The following is a 17,409-nucleotide window of genomic DNA, read 5'->3' on the forward strand; positions in this document are numbered from 1 at the left end:
CGGTCGTAGAGCACACCGCGCGAGAGCGGCGCAACATCGCGCTGGACGAGAAGGAACCAGTTGCGTCGTTCAACAAGAGGTAGCAGGCGGACAGCGTGCGTAACTCCCACCGACTCATCCTCGCCATCGGCCGCCCCACCCGTCGTTTGATCTCGGCACATACCCGACCGACTACAGAAAAGCTTCCAAGGCGGCCGGCGCGCTGCGGCCCTCCGAACACGAGATGGCACGCCTCACCTCGCTGCGACCGGCCGAAACCTAGCGGCGCACTGCCGACCGGAATCCATTCCACCGGCCGCCGCTCGCACTGAAAGGTTCCGCCAGAGCCCCGTTGGCGGACCCTCTCTACTGATCGTTTCAGGAAGACGAGCCCGGTCAGAGGAGACCGAGGGCAAAACTGTGTTTCGGCGCGCGACGCTGAGTGCTTCGGCCCAGACCTCGCCACCGTTCGCCCAAGTCCACAGCCACTGCCGCAGCGATGCGGTCGCATGGCGGAGGCCGTCATGTGGATCTTCGCCCCAACTCGGCACCCAGCCGTCCGTGTCATAGAGCAGCACAGGATTGTCGGCTGCGAGCAGCGAAACGTGCCACTCCATCGTGCAGCCACCCGATGTCAGGTACAGCCACGATGTGGGGAGCCCTGCCGCACGGTTACGTTCGTGTCTGCGGAGCGAGCAGGGCCAGTCGGTCAGGTGCCCTGCTGCGCGCTGCCCGGCGGTCACAGAGGCCAGGCCGGCGTCGGGCCCGAAGCCTCCGTTGCCGACCTCGGTGTAGATCCGGCGGAGGAGTTCCGGTAGCGGGCGCCCGATGATGGTCTCGGCGGCATCGACTTCCTGTGGTGTGACCGGGGGGAACATCGGCCCACGCGGAGCGTCTGCGAAGTAGATCGCTACTGCCTCGGCGTGTGCCTTGAGTTGGATCGTCCCGTCGCTGCCGTGGGAGCGGACCTGGTCCTGAATGTGTTGCAGATACTCTCGACCGAAGTGTTCCTCGATCCATGTCAGGGGAACATATGCCGTGTCGAACCGCAGGCCCGGGTCCCAAGCACGGGCGCACAGCGTGCTGATCAGTACGTTGTCGTCACCCTCGTCGGTACTGGGTTCGGCGTGCTGTTGCTGGTGGGGCGAGGAAGAATTGCCGTGCAGACGGGACGTCATGCGCAAGGATCCTACTGCTGGGCACGGACAGCCACTCGCAGAGGTCGCAGGCAAATGAGAGAGCGCCAACCTCTTGCATGGGCGCGGTGGTGGGCGTAGCGGTTCCCGTTCACCGTGACCGAGCCGCTCGTGGGAGCGTCCAGTCCGACGACCATGCGCATCGTCATGGACTTCCCCCCGCTCCGTTCGGGCCCAGGAATCCGGTCACCGTGCCCCTTCACGAGGAAGTGCAGGCCGTCGACGGCCGTCTTCTCTCCGTGCTTTTTGGCCAGTTGCCGTGCGTCAATCGTTGGCGCTCTTCTCTCGGGTTCCATCCGTGATGTCTCGCTTCAACACCACGCTAAATTCGGAATCGCCATGAATCGGTACCGAAGGATGAACGGGGCCCTGCAAGTGGTACCGCGGCACTACGAGCCTTGTCAGCGCCACGGCCAGTGTGGTCAGGCGAGGGTCCACGCATATCACCGGCTCAGTGAGGGTGACCAGGGGTTTTGTTGACGCGTTCAGGTTGCTGTCAGGTTGTGCGCGCAGTTTTGAAACTCATGTTCCAGAAGCCCTAAAGCAATGGCAAAAGGGCCTGTGGAAGTGAGAGTTCACCGTGCCATCGTGCGCTCCATGACCACAGAGAACCTTCTCGACGACCGTCCACTTGCTCCGCTGCGTGCCATGGCGAACAAGGTGCCGGAAGTGACTGTCTATTTCTGGACCATCAAGGTGCTCACCACGGGCATGGGCGAGACCGCATCAGACTTGCTCGCCCGTCTGCTCGGCCCGGTACCGGCGGTGGCGCTCGGAGGTCTCGCCCTGGTGGCATCCCTGGCCCTGCAGTTCGCTGTCCGTCGGTACGTCGCTTGGGTGTACTGGACGGCCATAGTCATGGTCAGCGTGTTCGGCACGATGGCGGCCGACGTCCTGCACGTCGGCCTCGGTGTGCCCTATGCGGTGTCCACGCCGCTCTTCCTGACCGTGCTGGCCGCTGTGTTCGCCCTGTGGTACGCCGTCGAACGCACGCTATCGATCCACAGCATCCGAACCCGGCGCCGCGAAACCTTCTATTGGGCAGCAGTCCTTGCCACCTTCGCCCTCGGTACCGCGGCAGGTGACCTGACCGCCACCGCCGGCTTCGGATACCGCGGATCGGTCCTTCTCTTCGCCGTGGCTATTGGCATCCCCGCAGCCGCCCACCGATTCCTCGGCCTTGACGCCGTGGCTGCTTTCTGGGCCGCCTACGTGATCACCCGCCCCCTTGGCGCATCACTCGCCGATTGGATGGCCTTCGGGCACGCGCGGGGCGGTCTTGGGCTAGGGCTGGCTCCGGTCACCCTCGCCTGGACGGCTGCCATCGTGTGCTTCGTCGGCTACCTAGCAGTGTCCCGTCGCGACGCGCCGAGCGGTGAGGCGGTTTGACCGTCGGGCTGAGTGGTGTGATGCCAGGCCTGCGGTCCCTCCGCAGCGCTGTGACCTGCAACGATACGTAGGCCTGGCCAGACTCCCCCGCATCTTTTCGGATCTTCACGGATTCCGGCACTTGGCCGATCCGGCATGTTCCCGCGGGAACATGCCGGATCGGCCCTTGCTCCCGCCTGCAGACAAAGCGCCGGCCACTGCCTTCTGACAGCGGCCCGTCCCCGCTCTGCCATGACGCAGCGACCCGCTCCGACTCCTCCTACGAACGTGACACCCGGTCGACCGGAACTGGAGCGGGTACGAGGCTTCCGTCTCCGGCACGCCCCCGTCCGCGCTGTGGGCCACCGACCCGGCCGGCTTCAGGCAGCTCGGCTGCGTCTACACCGCCCAGGGCTTCGAGTACGGCTAATCCGGCATCATCATCGGCCCACACTTCCTCTGGCGCGACGGCCTCTGGACCACCGACCGCACCGCATCCAAGGACCCCGTCTTCAGGTAGGCGACGCCGGACGCCGACGCCGACCGCCTGATCCACAACACATACAAGGTGCTGCTGACTTGGGGCATGGTCGGCACCGTCGTGTACTCCACCGACCCCCAAACCAAGGCAAAGCTGCGCCAACCGGTGGGCGGCCACCGGGAACAGGCGCCCACCGGCGTGGTGCGCACGCCGACAGGTCCGCACCGGTCAGCTGCACCCGATCACACCGGAGTGCCCCCGGTCTCGCCGGTCGCACACCGCAGCCGGAAGGGTGCTGGCAGGCCGAGGCCGCCGGTGGGCCTTGGGCGCCGCCGGGGCCAGGGGCGGGTGACCTGCAGGGTGTAGCCCTGGCCGCGCCACGATCATGAAGTGGTCGAGGGCGGCCCGCTTGACGGGTTCAGCCTGGCGATCGTTTGCCGACCGGCGTGTCCTGACCGCTCGTAGGGAGCACCACGTCGTTCAGGATGAACAAGGGCGTCGAGCTTGGCTCGGATCCGGCCGGCTTGGGAATGATCAAGTTCGGTGAAGATGGCGAGGGCGAGTTGCCAGGTGTGGTGGGCGGCATCACGATCGTGTACGGCGTGGTGGGTGTCACCGAGGTGGTTGAGGACGTCCGCTTCCAGGGGACGGTCGCCGAGGTCGCGGCATAGGCCTAGGGCGTTCTGATAACCGGTGACGGCCTGGGAGTGGTGGCCCAGGTGGAGGTGGGCGTGGGCGATGCTGTCCCAGGCGTAGGCCTGCCCCTCGCGGTCGTCGAATTCCTCAAGTAGAGGCAGAGCCTCTCGGCAGCGGATCAGGGCCTGCGCGTAGTCGCCGAGTCGGGCGTGGGACCAGCCAATAGCGGTCAAAGCCTGGGCCTGCCCCAGCCGGTGGCCGGAGGACTGGTACAAGGCGTGGGCTTGGTAGACACGCGGGAGGATTTCAGGGATGACAGCGAGTCCCTGCCGTGCCTGCACTCTGGCGAGGTCGATGTGGATGTCGGCCTGCCCTCCAAGGTTGCCGGCCCGGCCGAACAAGTCGAGGGCCTGGCACAGGTGGGAACAGGCGTCTTCGTAGTTGCCGCGGCGGCGGTGGGCGCGGGCGACGATACGGTGAGCGATGGGCTGCCCGCGGGGGTCGGCCAGCCGGGCGGCGGCGTCGAGCGCGGCGTTACCCACGGCCGCCAGCTCGTGCCAGTGCCCGCGCCTGTCCAGGTGTGTGGCGAGTGCGTGGGCCAACTGCCAGGTGTGGGTGTCGAATCCGGTGGCCGCAGCATGATCCACGGTGGCGAGCAACACGGCGTGTTCGGCGGTGAACCAGGCCAGCGTCTCCTCGTGGTCGGCGAGGCGTTCCGGGTGGACCCCGGGTTGCGGAGGGGGCAGGCTCAGCGGGTTTTGGGCCGGATCCAGCAGCCGGGAAGCGCCGTCCGCGGTGTGCAGATAGTGATCCAGCATCCGGTGCACCGCGGCATGACGCTCCTGTTCGGGGTCGATGGAGTTGGCCTGTTCCGTGGCGTAGTCGCGCAGAAGGTCGTGGAACACGTACCGGCCGGGGGCGCGCTCGGTCACCAGGTTGGCCCGGGTCAGTTCATCCAGCAGGCTTCGCACGATGGATGGGGGCACGGCCGCAAGGCTCGCGGTCGCGGCGGCGGAGATGTCTGGGCCGGGGTGCAGCCCCAGCAGCCGGAAAAGCCGGGCCGCCGGCGCGGTGAGCGCTGTGTAGGACCAGGAGAACACTGCCCGCACCTCACTGGCCGGATCACCGCAGGCCAGGACGTCGAGCCGCCGGCTGGCTTCGGTCAGTTCCGCAGCCAAGGCGGTGAGGGGGAATCCGCTCTGGGCGGCTCGGGTTGCGGCGATCGTCAGCGCGAGTGGGAGACAGGCACACCGCGTGATGATCTGCTGGACCGCTTGGGGTTCGGCGGCCACCCGTCGGGCTCCGAGTCGGCGCGCCAGCAGTTCCCGGGCTTCGTCCTCGGTGAGCAGACCCAGGCTGATCGGGCGCGCACCGTCTACGGCGACCAGGCCGGACAGCCTGTTCCGGCTGGTCACCACGGCCACCGCCCCCACGGAGCCGGGCAGCAGCGGTCGGACCTGCTGAGCATCGCGAGCGTTGTCCAGCAGCAGGAGAATCCTCTTGCCGTCCAGCATGCTGCGGTACAGGGAGACCTGCGCCTGCGGACTCGGCGGAATGTGCTGTGGGGCAACTCCGAGAGCCTCCAGGAAGCCGCGTACCACGTCGGCGGGTTCCACCGGTTGCGCCCGCGGATCGAACCCGCGCAGGTTCACGTACAGCTGCCCATCGGGAAAGTGGTCCCGCACCTGGTGCGCCCAGTGCACCGCCAGAGCGGTCTTGCCGATCCCGGGGGTCCCACCGACCGATGTGATCACCACGGTTCCCGTGTCGGCGGCTGACTCCACCTGCGCGGTGAGCGCCGCCAGCTCGCCGACCCGGCCGATGAGGGGGATGACCGCAGCAGGTAGCTGATGCGGAAGTACCGCAGACCCGGCGCCGAGGAAGGGCGGTCGGCTCGAGAGGTCCAAGGACGGATCGGCTGCCAGAATCTGCTCGTGCAGGCGCTGTACGCTCGGGCCGGGATCGATGCCCAGCTCCTCGACCAGTCGACGGCGAAGCCCTCGATACTCCTCCAGAGCGTCGGCCTGGCGGCCACCGCGGTACAGGGCCAGCATCATCTGACCGGCCGCGCGTTCGTCCCAAGGGTTCTGAGTGGCGCGAGCCGACAGGCCGGGAAGCAGCTCGGCATGCCGCCCACAGCGCAACGCGCAGTCGACATGGTCCAGTTCGGCGGCCAGCCGCTCTCCCTCCAGGGTGACGCGCAGGCCGGTCGCCCACGGAGTGTCCAGCCCCGACACCGCCTCGCTGCGCCACAACCCCAAGGCCCGCTCGAACAATTCCAGGGCCTCCTGATCACTGCCGGCAGCCCGGGCCTGGCCTACAAGGTGCCGGAACTGGTGTACGTCCACGGCGTGTTCGTCAACCGCGAGCAGATAGCCGCCCGAGTGGCGGTCCAGACGGACGTCGTCGTCAACGGCACGCAACGCCGTGCGCAGCCGAGACAGGTAGTTGTACACCGTCTCCCGTCCGCGTTTCGGACATTGCTCGCCCCAGACGCGTTCCAGCAACAGGTCAGGGGACACCAGGCGGTTGGCCTCGATCAGCAGGACAGCCAGTACTGCGCGCTGCTTCGGATGTCCGAGGTCGACCGGTACCCCGTCGACCTCGGTTTCGACGCTTCCCAGTAATCGGAACCCGACAGCCATCGCAACCCCCAACGCACCTGTCCTTACCTGGTGTACCAGCGTGACCAGCGCCCAAGAGGGAGTTTTAGGTTGTTCGCACGGTTTCCCCACGGACGGCGCTGCACCGTGGTTGCGCCAAGTCCGCTCGCGACGCGGCGGCCACCGTCCGGCCAGAGCCGGCATCCGTGGGGGTGCGGCACGGCCGGCAGAACCGTCGCACACATGCGTCCGCGGTGCGGAAATTGAGGGAGAAGAGGAGTAGCAGTGAACATCGCACAGCGTATCGCCCTGACGTCGCTCGTTCCGGCAGTGGCCGGAGCAATGACGCTGACAGGTTCCGCGCAGGCGAGCGGCTATGAGGTCGCGTCGAGCACAGCCCACCACACGCGGCTCTGGACGCAGGTGCCCGGAGGCCGCAACGGGTACGCCGATATCAGGCACACCTACACTGCGGTCGGTCACGGGTACTACAAGGGCAAGCTGACCGGCACCTTGCACCACTACCACGCGCCGAAGAATCGCTACGTCGTGGTGATGTTCAGGGTGGACGGCAAGCTCGGCGGAATCTCACGGGTGACCAAGAGCACCGTTTCGTTCACCAAGAGCTACAGCCATTTCAAGAAGGTCTCGGCTCGCATCTGCCTGCACAGGAGTGGCGTTCCCATCCATTTGAACTCCGGGGTCTCCTACTGCGGTCCGTGGTGGGGATGACCGGGTCGTGACGGGCTACGAACCTCGCCACTGATCCTGGCCGCGTCGACCACGGGGGAGTCGGCGCATGTCCAGGCGGTGTCCCGTGCCCTCGCCACGGGCTACCTGATGCACTCCTGCTGCTCCTGGCCGCCAACGACGGTGCCCAGCCGCTACGGATCAAGGCCCAGGCCGAGCGAAGCACTGTGCGAGGTACTCGAGCAGGAGCCGGCCAAGGGGGCCGCTCGCAAACGGCTGGCCGGACCAGAGGTGGATGTCGGCGCGGATCAAGACGCTGATCGGTCGCCCTTTCCGGTGCGAGGCCTACGGCGCACCGTCCCGAAGGGCTTGATGTAAGACAGCGCGACGGTCGCGATCAGCACGAAGCACGCTGCGCCCGAATCGCGGACCAGCCCAGTGGCGTCGGCGACAGGATGCCCGGCCAGCGCCGCTGAGGCCGCCGCGCCCAGACCCGGGACCAGCACGAACGTGGCCAGGACGGTGCCGCCCGCTGTCACCGCGAGACTTATCACCACCCACCAGTGGCGCAGCAGACCCCAGGGCGTGAGCAGGCCCACCGCGACGCCGGTGACCAGGGCCAGCACGGCCAGCGGCAGGAGCAGCAGCTCGCCGATCAGGTGGGCGGCCGGGTAGACGGTGACCGGGTCGCTGCCCAGCCGCCCCGCTGAGGCCAGGGCCAGCACGGCGGCGTCGCTGCCCAGCAGCCCGACCGAGACCGTCACGTGTGCGGCCCGTAGCGCCTTGCGCCACTGCGGCGGCAGCCGCGTGCCGCGGCGGCGCGGAGGGCGCGCCTCGTGCGGATGCGTCGTTCGGGAGGTGGGGGCGAACGGGCCGGGGTTCTGCGTCGGGGTGTCCATGGGCCTCGCGTCCTCGGTGTCCGGTGTGCGTCCTGTCGGGGGTCGAGCGTCGCCTCCGATCCTGGACGCGGGCCGTGCGGAAGTCGTCGTCTCCGGGGAGGCACAGCGCCTACCACGCGGGAAGTACCGGAGGAAGGTCGTCCCGTAGTCACCGATCGGCGGACGCGTGGAAGCGACAGGGCAAGGTCTGGTTGTCCGGTCAGCCCTGGCAAGATCTGGGCGTGGGTTTGAACATGGTCGTCGGTGTGCTCAGCCATGCCGAGGATGACTACACCAAGATGGTCCGCGCTGACTTCGTTGCGATCGGCGAGCTACTGGAGCGGGCGGGAGCGCAACAGTGGACCGAACCCGATCTGGTGGAGGCCGGGGACGCGGAGTTCGAGATGTGGGGCTACTCGGGCTTGCACACCGTTCGACGTCTCGCCGCCCACCTTGCGGCAGGCGGGCGTCTGCCCGAGCCGTTGGACGAGGCGCAGCGTGCGACCGACGACCCGCTCCTGAGCGATGTCTACAAGGCTCTCCCCGGTGATCATCCTGGACCGTTCGACCATCTGATCCATCATTCGGACTGCGAGGGCTACTACGTTCCTGTCGACTTCGCCCACGTCATCGTCGACAGAAAGGCACCTGGCGGATACCTCGGCTCCTCGGTGCGACTGCTGGCGGAAACCCGTCGGATTGCAGAGGCTCTCGGTCTTCCGGTAGACCTCGACCCGCACTCCGAAGAGGTCTTGGAGGCAACCGATGCGGAGGAGCCGGCCGCCGAGGGGTGGCAGCGTTACGGTGTCGAATCCTATGTCTGCCTGCACCTCCTCCAGGCCGCGAAACTCTCGATCGCGACCGGAGCAGCCATCGCCTTCATCTGAGCATGTTTCTGGAGACGATCAGATCTCTCAACCAGGTCGCTGAAGTTCCGCTCTCGCCCCGGCCACCAGGCACGCCTTCGACGCACTCGCCCTCGCGGTCGGCTCCGCGCTGGCCTCCCCCTGACCAGACGGCCCGTCCCCTGCTCTCCGGCGTTCATCCCTGCTGGCTATAGTTGTCATGAGTTCGGCGTCGACCCGCAGGAGTGCTTACGGCGCAGCCCGCTTCGCGCCGCGTGAGCCATGCCATGTGTCGTTCTCAAGGGAGGAAGAGCAGGAGGATGACGGTGTACGAACTGGTGGCGAGAATGGTGGCGTAGGCCTCCCATGGACGTGTTCCGCGTGATGACGCTCCCTCGGGATGCCGGGAGCGCAGGGCGCTGGCGACCGTGGCGACGACAGTCAGGGCCAGCCCGCTGAGAATGACCGTGTTCGCCGCGGTGACATCTGCCGTCAGATGCACCCCAGTGGCACGTAAGACGGTGCCACCCAGCGCTGGAACAACGCCGAGTCCTGCTACGTAGAGCGCGGCCCTGTCAGCGTCCTTTTGTGAAGTAATCCATTCTGCGGACTTCCACTCGGCGTAGCCGGGCGCCTGCTGCGCAGGGTGAGTGGCCCAACTGTCTCCCAGGGCTAGAGCGGTGAAAAAGACTCCGAGCGCTCCGGATATGCCGGTGATCAGCTGCAGAAGAAGCCGAGCGGGCGGAAGCGCGAGCGAGGCGAGTATTTCGAACGCTGCAACTACATCAACGAGCGCGATGACGACCGGAACAGCAGCGAACATCACCGCTGGCGTCAGATTGGGGGTCAAGACACTTTCTCCGCCGATGGCGGCCAGAGAAATTGCTCCGATGATGCTGCCGATCATGGTGACGACGAGCAACCCTGTCGCGAAGGCAGCGGCCTCGCTGTGGCGCTGGGCGGCGGGGAGGTTGGTGAACACGACGACGACTGCGGGTACTGCGAGCGCGCCGAACGTTCCGACAACCGGCGCGTAGCCGGCCGCGCCTCTGCGTGCATCGTAGTAGCCCTCAGCAGGCTCGTGAGATGTCCCCGTTGTCGAACGGGGCGTTGCGGTGGTGGTGGCCGGCCGCGCCGTAGTCCTGCTCGTTGCTAAGGCGATCACTCCAGTCACGGTTAAGGCGGCGAGGATCCCTTTTGAATATTTCACATGCCCCCCTTGGTGATTCTCCAGAGATTACTTGGCTGCAGTGGCGACCGGGAAGATGCGTACCTGCGGCTTTCTCAGTTATCTGTCTTTGAGCTCCGCGTTCCTGTCGTTGTTTCCTTCGCCCACCCGTCACCGTGCTCACCTTCAACTCCGGCGCCGCCCTCTGGGTGGCCTGAAGCGGCGGAGAGGACACGGTTGTGGTTGATGCGCGCCCAGTCCGCCCCGGCTTGCGCCGGGGCGGGGCGAGCACGCGCCACGACACACTCCACGATGCCCCGCCCCTCTTCGCGGAATCCCTACAGAAGCGACGAATCCAATCCCGGGAACCTGACAGCGGCCAACAGAATGAGGTGGATCGAAGCTGAAAGCCGTGTCCGGGCGGCGAGTCGAGCGTTGTCCGACATGTGGGGGCAGGTGCGTGTCCGCGCTGGCCCTCTGATGTGCTGGGCCGGGCGCCCCGCAAACCGCGGTGCCCCGCACCGGAGTCGGCGGTCGGTGCGGGTCGCGGCATCGGGAGTTGTGTCAGCCGACGCAACCGGTGACAATGACGGGGCTGCCCGCGCAGTTGGTGGGAATGTTGCGCCGGATCTCCGACCGGTTCACCGTGAACTGCGTGTCGGTCCACACGCCGCCCGGTGCGACGGTCGAGGCGTTGTCGTTTACCTCACTGCGATCGAGCGTCACCGTACCGCCGGGGTTGTAGATGCCGCCGGCCTGTGACGTGCCGGAGCCGTTCGCGCTGTTGCGGTCGACCGAGCTGTCCCGCAGCACCAGAGTGCCGGCGGGATTGTTGTAGATGCCGCCGCCCTGGCCGTTGGAGCCTCCTGCGACGTTGCCTGAGACCTCGGTCTTGATAAGCGTCATCGGGACCGCGTTCCAGATGCCGCCGCCCTGCGCACCCGCGGTGGTGTTGTCGATGATCTTACTGTTGATGAACCAGACGGGGCCGCTGTCTGTGTCGATGCCACCGCCGTCCAAGCTGCTGGTGTTGTTCTTCAGGGTGGTATTGCGGAAGACCGCGTTACCGTCCTCGTGACCGATGGCCCCGCCAACCCCGGCGTTGTTGTGTGTGAATTCGACGCTGTCGGTGGTGACGGTGCCGTCCGACTGCAGGCCTCCACCCTCTCCCGCGTTGTTGAAGGTGAACTCGCTGCGGGTGATGTACGCCATGGCGCCGCCGACGACAAAGACGCCGCCTCCCTCGATGTCGGCCTGGTTGTTGTCGAGGGTGACCTTGTCGAGCTTCAGCATGCCGGAGCTGTCGACGAGGATGCCTCCCCCCGCATCGGGCGCGTTGCCGCCGCGGATCGTGACGTCGTCGAGCCGTAGGTCACCGGTGGAGGTGACGTGGAAGATGCGGAAGGCACCGGCCGTCAGCCCGTCGCGGACGATCGTGGAGTCGCGGCCCTCGATGGTGAGCTGCCTGTCGATGGTGGGTAGTCCGTCGGCGCCGGCGTAGGCGGTGGTCAGGTGGTAGGTGCAGTGGCGGGCGAGGACGAGGGTGGAACCCGCGGGCGCCGTGGCGAGCGCTTTGATCAGGGTCGGGGTGTCGCACGGCACCGAAATGCCGGGGGCCGCGACGGCCGGTACCGCGCTCACACCGTTGGCCACGATCGTGGCCAGGGCGGCGATGCCGGACAGAGTGGTGTATCGCATGGCTCTCCTTGAAGCGCAGGGAAGCCCGGAGCAGAGACAAATCCCTCGCCCATGTCCCGGACACTGGGAGCAAAGCCGCCCCCCGCGCCCCTTTCCGTGCGCCGCAAGGCCTCCTCACCCACACACAGCAGCAGATTCGGTCAAGAGGCCGCATCATCGTCCAACCCGCCTGTAGGACGATGACACTTTCCATCACCTCCTGCAGAGATCCTGCGCAGGCTGGAACTCAATCCGCGAGAACCGCTTCTAAGAACGGCCGACAGAATGAGGTGGATTGGTGCTGATGGCCGTGTCTGGTCGGCGCGTTGGGCGTTGTCCGGGTCATGGGGGGCTTCGCCGTGGATCGTGCCTGACGACTTGTGGGAGCGGATCGCACCGCTGCTGCCGAAGCGGGAGCGAAGGTTCAGGTACCCGGGCCGCAAACCTGTCCCCGGATCGGCAGGTGCTGTGCGGGATCCTGTTCGTACTCCACACGGGCATCCAGTGGGAACGCTTTCCCCAGGAGCTCGGATTCGGCTCAGGCATGACGTGCTGGAGACGGCTGCGGGACTGGAACGAGGCAGGCGTCTGGCAACAACTGCACGAGGTACTGCTGGCTGAACTGAACGACTGGTCGCGGGCGGTCGTCAACCTTCCTGTTCTTGGGGGAGTCAAGCCACCTCTGCCCGCCAACTCTGGGACATCTGGTCCCACCGACACGAGGTCATGCTCGACACTGGTATCACACCTCGTCCCGGCCTGGCCGAAGCCGTCGAAAGACTCCATGCCGCAGGAACAGCCCGAATCCACCTGCCAACGATCACCGGCTCGCAGCGACGATTCATCGTGTTCCTCTCGGAAGACCTCACCCGCTGCGCCGCCCGCATGTAGTGAGCCGCCTCATTGTGTTAGCCGGTCCAAAGCATCAGGGCCCCGGGCTCGTGTGCTTCGGTAAGGGCACCCACACCTCCGGGCCCCGTCCGCGCTGGGCGTCCGAGCTCGACCAACTGCACCTGGTCCTGCGCCGGTTCGTCGACGACGTCCGCGGCAAGTTGACATCAGCGTGCTCACAAGAGTCCAGGCAGCCGGTGACGCATACCTGCCCGATCTGTTTGGGGGCTGAGCAGAGCTGTCCCTACGCAGGGACGCCACATCCCTGGTGCCGCGTTGGCGTTCGTCGTCGCCGCATTCGACGGCACCGCTGATCTCGAACTGGCCGCGTTTGATGTGGTCGGGGATCGGGTGGGCGGGGACGATCGCGGCGTCCTCGTACGCGGTGTGGATGACGTCGCGATAGCTGGACCGGAGGTTGTACTGGTGTCGGACAGCCAGTTGGTCAGGGTCTCGGGTGGTCATGCCGAGGCCTGCGTCCTCCAGGGCCTGCCGTCCACGGTGGGTGCCTGTCGGCTGGCAGAGCTGGGCATGCCAGTGGTTCGCCGCGTAGGACGACAGCCTGTGGCGGGGGGTGACCTGGAAGCGCAGGAGGTCGTTGAGGGCCGCGCCGAGGCAGTCGCCGCGGTCTGTGGGGCCGGCCATCAGCTGTCCCCGGGGATGATCTGGCAATGCGAGGGACGTGCGGACTGTGCCGGGACCGGGAAGGTCGGCGCCGGGCCGCACTGCACAGCCGAACATGCCAGGACGCCTCGACGACCACTTGTCAGCCTTCGCCGACAAGAACGACGTGGCTGGAGTTCCGGATTTGATCCACCGCATCGGCCGGCAGAACAGGAACGTCGGGGATCCTGGGACTGGTCCGGAGTGGAGAGAACCACTGCCAAAGCGAGCGTGTGAGTGGGAGATTCCTACCTCTCTTGGTTCCGGAACCGCATCTAGGGTGACTCGCGGTACGTAGCGGACGCTGCGGCGAGAAGACACTCATGAACCTGGATCTCATCCTTTGTCACCCACCGCGCTCGACAAAAGCTTCCACACTTTCGAAAGTGGCCGCCGACCGCACTTGCACGCCGCACGCGGGCCGCTGCTGCCACGACGGTGCGCCGACGCGCCGCCGGGATCCCACCTCGCGGTCGGGGCGCGCGGGCAGGCCGCTGGTTGGGGTCGGACAGAGCCCCCTCGCAGGCTGTAGAGCCGGATCGCGGTCGTCCGAGTCGACACTGACGACCCGTACGCGCCCGCCCTTGGCCCCGATCCTCCACACGTCGCTCGATCTGTGCCCGCCTTGTGGGGCAGAGCCCAGACCCGCCGACAGAAAGAGAAGACCCATGCCTGATCCGTCCCGGCCCACGATCGTCATCGGAGCCGATCGCCGCATCGGCGCCGCCGTCGCCGAGTGCCTTGCCCGGCAAGGCCACGTCAAGGACGAAGCCGCCGTCACGACCGGCCAGGTCCTTCACTCCGCGGGTGGTCCGCGGTGCTGAAGGTGGTCGGTGCAAACGATGCCATGGACGGGCTGATGCAGCCGCGGCCGCTCACTATCGCACACATCCTGGAACGTGCGGAGCGGCTTTATGCGCACAAAAACGTCGCAACGGCCGGCACCGAGCGGCTCACATATGCCGACGTGGCAAACCACACCCGGCGCCTTGCGACCGCTCTGGACGCTTTGGGAGTTCCGGTCGGTGCCCGAGTCGGCACGTTCGCGAGCAACAACCGGCGCCACCTCGAGGTCTATCTTGCAGTGCCGGCCACCAAGCGGGTGCTCCACACGATCAACATCCGGCTCTCGTCGGACCACCTTGAGTACATCGTCAACACGCCTCCTCGCCGCTGGGTTGCGACGGCCGAGCGGCGAGGCGGTGCGTGTGGGCATGCCGCCACAACCATGCGACCGTGTCCCGGCAAGCGCGAACTCTGGCATCCGGCGGCGGAACCTCGATCCGGGTGCCCTGCATGGTCCACGGCTTCCCCCGGCCGGCTTGCATGACTCCCGCGCCGCCGGCGTCGCATACAAGATCACCGTCGACTTCATGAGGACAGCGCTGCCCGACAGCTGACCGAAGTTGCACTCCGCTCCCCCATGAGGACTCCCAGGCCGGACTCGCCGACGCCCTTGTGGCGAGGCCGGCCCGGCTTCGCCGTGCCCGGTTGTGACGGTCCGCAGACGTCCACGGTTGTTCACCGCGTTACGTCGGCGTTGTCGCGCAGCTGGACGCCGCCGGCCCGGCTGCCTTCCGCCATAGCTGTCAAGACGGACCAACAGTTCAGCCAGGGTCACATAGTGGGCTCCTTGCCAGGCAGTGAGGGCGTTTTCCCCTCATCCCTGCTTCCGCTTCTGCTGTGTACCGCGACACTCGATCCCCCGGTCGGCATAGAACACCAGGCCACCAACCCGGCATACAACCCATTGGACGGGACCTTGAAGGCTCATGAAGATCTTGGGGTTCTGGCCCCGCCGCGTGAGCGGCGGGGCCGGACTCGGGCGCATGTGACCGTGGTCGGTCGCCGTCGCCTACTCCGGGGTGTCCCTGATGACGCGGCTTCGTCCGCGGAACTCGGCGATGACGGTCTCGCCACGCAGGACGGTCACGTCGTAGATCCCGCTACGGCCGTAGCGGGTGCGCTCGTGAGCGATCGCGGTCAGAACGTCGCCCTCCTTGGCGGGAGCCGTGAAGGAGATGTCGGCACCCGAGGCGACGGTCACCGGGCCGTGGCTGTTGCAGGCGCATGCGAACGCCGTGTCGGCAAGGGTGAAGACATAGCCACCGTGGGCGATGCCGTGGCCGTTGACCATCAGCGGGGTCACGGTCATCCGGACCACCGCCGACCCACTCCCCACCTCCAGCAGCTCGATGCCCAGTCCGCGGGAGGCGGAGTCGGCGTCGAACATCGCGTGTGCCGGATTGACGCGCAAACCAGGGGCATCTGTCACAGGGTTGTCTCCGGGGTGTCCGTGGCGGGCCGACGGCGGGCGATCTCTGACAGTCGGTCCACGATGAGTTCGATGTCGTCGCGCGTGGTGCGGTAGTTGGTGATGCAGGCACGCATGCCCTGACGGCCGTCCAGACATGCCGGGCCGAGAAGCGCGGTGCCTTCCTCTATCAGCTCGGCGAGTACGGCGGTGTGGTCGGCCGCAGAGGCGTCCTTGATTCGGAAGCAGACGGCGGTCAGCGATACGGGCGTCATGAGTTCCAGGCCGGGATCCGCCTTGATGAGGTCGGCCATGTACTGCGCGAGGTCCAGCATGTGGTCGACTGCCTCCCGGAAGGCATCGACGCCGAAGGCCTGCAGTGCGCTCCACACCTTCAGTGCCTTGAAACTGCGGGAGAGCTGTGGGCCGTAGTTCATGTAGTCCAGCATCAGCGGGTCCTCCTCCACGGTGAGGTATGAGGAGGAGAACGCGTACGCCTTGGCCAGCAGGCTGCGGTCGCGGACCAGTAGACAGCCCGCCTCCAGCGGAGTGAACAGCAGCTTGTGCGGGTCGAGGGCGATGGAATCCGCTCGAGTGCACGCCGCGAACGCCTCGCGCTTGCGCTCGGACAGCACGAACAGCGCGCCGTACGCGCCGTCAAGGTGCAGCCACAACTCCTCCCGCTCGCACACGTCCGCGATGGCGTCGATCGGATCAATAGAGCCGCTCGTGACCGTCCCGGGAGTGGCAACGACGCAAAACGGCTCCCGTCCGGCCGCTCGGTCGGCGCGGATGGCGTCTTCCAAGGCGTCCACACGCATGCGGAAGTGGTCGTCGGTAGGGATGTGGCGGACATTGTCCGTGCCGAGACCCAGGAGCGCGGCGGCCTTGTCGACGCACCGGTGCGCCTCGACGGAGGTGTACACGACCAGTTGGGGGCCGGAGTTTTGCAGACCCTGCTCGCGGAAGCCGGGGAGGCGGGCGTGCAGCGCCGTAGTAAGGGCGTTGAGGGTGGCGATAGAACCGCCGCCGGTAAGGATTCCACCCGACCGCTCGTCGTATCCGAACAGCCCTCCCAACCATGTGATGACGGCCCGTTCGACTACGCTCGCGGCCGGCGAGAGCTGCGAGAAATTGCAGTTCTGGTTGATGGTGGCCGCGATCGCCTCTGCGTAGGGGGCAATGCCGTTGGGCGGGCCGAGCACGTAGGCGAGGAAACGCGGGTGCGCCACCGTGGTCGAGTTCGGGAGGATCTTCTCGTTGATCTCGCGAAACAGTCCCTCGACTCCGAGCCCCTTGTCGGGGAACGGATTCGCCAGCAAGCCGGCGAGGACATCGCGGTCCACCTCCGGCACGAGGGGGCGGTCGGGAATGGACCGCTCATAATCGTCGAAGAACGAGGTCAGGAGCCGGCCAGCCGCTTCCCTGTGGTCTTTGTCCAATCCGAGTATCGGCACGTCGGCCATAAGAATCTCCCGGGTGCGGGGTCAGCATGTCGAGACGGCCATGCTAGCCACGAAGGCGCCGCACAAGATTCCAAAGATGCCCACGTTTGCCATACTCGTTAGCATGGGATGCCATGGATAGAACAGATCGAGCAATTATCGAGCACCTCACGGAGAACGGCCGTCTGGCCAACACCGAGTTGGCCGACCTCGTGGGCCTGTCACCGTCCCCATGCCTGCGCAGGGTACGGCACCTCGAAGGCACGGGCGTGATCACCGGTTACCACGCGGCGGTCGACCCAGCCGCCGTGGGCCGGGGGTTCCTCGTGCTGCTGCACGTCGAGATGGCGGTGCAGGACAGGAGCACCATCGAGGCGTTCGAGGCGGCCGTCACGGGTCTCGACGAGATCGTTCACTGCCTACGGCTGTTCGGCCAGCCCGACTACCTGCTCTGGGTGGCAGTACCCGACCTCGACACCTACGAGCGTTTCTACATGGCCGAACTCACCGGCCTGCCCGGCGTGGCCCGCACCAATTCCCAGTTCACCATGAAGACGGTCAAGAGCAGTCCGGGACTGCCCATCCCGTACCGGTGAGCCTCGGGCGCCCACAGGTCGCAGCACGGAAGGCCAGAG

13 protein-coding genes and 3 pseudogenes are annotated in these 17,409 nt (G+C 66.7%); 8 read left to right on the forward strand and 8 right to left on the reverse strand.

Features of this window, described 5'->3' with window-relative positions:
* Positions 1–233 precede the first annotated feature (233 nt).
* Together ACSHXN_RS01080 and ACSHXN_RS01085 are read right to left on the reverse strand one after the other, a co-directional pair.
* On the reverse strand, positions 234–1,157 hold the full coding sequence (locus ACSHXN_RS01080) for an SMI1/KNR4 family protein (RefSeq protein WP_438302427.1): 924 nt from the start codon (positions 1,155–1,157) through the stop codon (positions 234–236).
* 58 nt (positions 1,158–1,215) lie between these two features.
* Positions 1,216–1,471, reverse strand: a pseudogene (locus ACSHXN_RS01085) (ATP-binding cassette domain-containing protein); the annotation flags it as partial.
* 301 nt (positions 1,472–1,772) lie between these two features.
* Between ACSHXN_RS01085 and ACSHXN_RS01090 the strand changes: the two are divergent.
* Positions 1,773–2,564, forward strand: a complete 792-nt coding sequence (locus ACSHXN_RS01090; protein ID WP_438302428.1) for a COG4705 family protein — start codon at positions 1,773–1,775, stop codon at positions 2,562–2,564.
* A gap of 180 nt (positions 2,565–2,744) precedes the next feature.
* Positions 2,745–3,219: pseudogene (locus tag ACSHXN_RS01095) on the forward strand (DNA/RNA helicase domain-containing protein); the annotation flags it as partial.
* Positions 3,220–3,407: 188 nt separating this feature from the next.
* Here ACSHXN_RS01095 and ACSHXN_RS01100 read toward each other — a convergent pair.
* Complete coding sequence (locus ACSHXN_RS01100; protein ID WP_438302429.1) at positions 3,408–6,305, reverse strand: BTAD domain-containing putative transcriptional regulator; 2,898 nt, start codon at positions 6,303–6,305, stop codon at positions 3,408–3,410.
* 243 nt (positions 6,306–6,548) lie between these two features.
* On the opposite strand from ACSHXN_RS01100, the gene ACSHXN_RS01105 reads away from it, so the two are divergent.
* On the forward strand, positions 6,549–6,995 hold the full coding sequence (locus ACSHXN_RS01105; RefSeq protein WP_355132381.1) for a hypothetical protein: 447 nt from the start codon (positions 6,549–6,551) through the stop codon (positions 6,993–6,995).
* 266 nt (positions 6,996–7,261) lie between these two features.
* On the opposite strand, the gene ACSHXN_RS01110 is transcribed toward ACSHXN_RS01105, so the two are convergent.
* Positions 7,262–7,852: a DUF2269 domain-containing protein gene (locus tag ACSHXN_RS01110; protein WP_383358751.1), complete on the reverse strand. Its 591-nt coding sequence runs from the start codon at positions 7,850–7,852 to the stop codon at positions 7,262–7,264.
* A 221-nt stretch (positions 7,853–8,073) separates the two neighbouring features.
* Between ACSHXN_RS01110 and ACSHXN_RS01115 the strand changes: the two genes are divergently transcribed.
* Complete coding sequence (locus ACSHXN_RS01115; RefSeq protein WP_383358752.1) at positions 8,074–8,718, forward strand: hypothetical protein; 645 nt, start codon at positions 8,074–8,076, stop codon at positions 8,716–8,718.
* Between the two features lie 256 nt (positions 8,719–8,974).
* Here the strand turns inward: ACSHXN_RS01115 and ACSHXN_RS01120 are convergent, their stop codons facing one another.
* Both ACSHXN_RS01120 and ACSHXN_RS01125 read right to left on the reverse strand, forming a co-directional pair.
* Complete coding sequence (locus tag ACSHXN_RS01120) at positions 8,975–9,658, reverse strand: hypothetical protein (protein ID WP_438302430.1); 684 nt, start codon at positions 9,656–9,658, stop codon at positions 8,975–8,977.
* A 750-nt stretch (positions 9,659–10,408) separates the two neighbouring features.
* The gene (locus tag ACSHXN_RS01125; RefSeq protein WP_355132385.1) at positions 10,409–11,542 is read right to left on the reverse strand and encodes a hypothetical protein; all 1,134 of its coding nucleotides are present in this window, start codon (positions 11,540–11,542) and stop codon (positions 10,409–10,411) included.
* A 312-nt stretch (positions 11,543–11,854) separates the two neighbouring features.
* On the opposite strand from ACSHXN_RS01125, the pseudogene ACSHXN_RS01130 reads away from it, so the two are divergent.
* The 3 genes and pseudogenes from ACSHXN_RS01130 to ACSHXN_RS01140 all read left to right on the forward strand — a co-directional run.
* Positions 11,855–12,173 (forward strand): annotated as a pseudogene (locus tag ACSHXN_RS01130) (transposase); the annotation flags it as partial.
* A gap of 1,570 nt (positions 12,174–13,743) precedes the next feature.
* Positions 13,744–13,899: a hypothetical protein gene (locus tag ACSHXN_RS01135; RefSeq protein WP_355132386.1), complete on the forward strand. Its 156-nt coding sequence runs from the start codon at positions 13,744–13,746 to the stop codon at positions 13,897–13,899.
* Entirely contained in the window at positions 13,893–14,405 is a 513-nt protein-coding gene (locus ACSHXN_RS01140; protein ID WP_438302432.1) for an AMP-binding protein, read from the forward strand. Before ACSHXN_RS01135 ends, ACSHXN_RS01140 begins: the two co-directional genes overlap by 7 nt.
* Before the next feature lie 525 nt (positions 14,406–14,930).
* Here ACSHXN_RS01140 and paaI read toward each other — a convergent pair.
* Complete coding sequence (gene paaI, locus ACSHXN_RS01145; RefSeq protein ID WP_438306410.1) at positions 14,931–15,308, reverse strand: hydroxyphenylacetyl-CoA thioesterase PaaI; 378 nt, start codon at positions 15,306–15,308, stop codon at positions 14,931–14,933.
* A 38-nt stretch (positions 15,309–15,346) separates the two neighbouring features.
* Positions 15,347–16,795, reverse strand: coding sequence for a pyridoxal phosphate-dependent decarboxylase family protein (locus tag ACSHXN_RS01150; RefSeq protein WP_438302433.1), 1,449 nt, complete (start codon positions 16,793–16,795; stop codon positions 15,347–15,349).
* A gap of 113 nt (positions 16,796–16,908) precedes the next feature.
* Here ACSHXN_RS01150 and ACSHXN_RS01155 point away from each other — a divergent pair, with 113 nt between their 5' ends.
* Positions 16,909–17,370: an Lrp/AsnC family transcriptional regulator gene (locus ACSHXN_RS01155; protein ID WP_438302434.1), complete on the forward strand. Its 462-nt coding sequence runs from the start codon at positions 16,909–16,911 to the stop codon at positions 17,368–17,370.
* The last annotated feature ends 39 nt before the right edge of the window (positions 17,371–17,409 follow it).

It is taken from the genome of Streptomyces sp. HUAS TT11 (assembly GCF_051553595.1).
Lineage (GTDB): Bacteria > Actinomycetota > Actinomycetes > Streptomycetales > Streptomycetaceae > Streptomyces.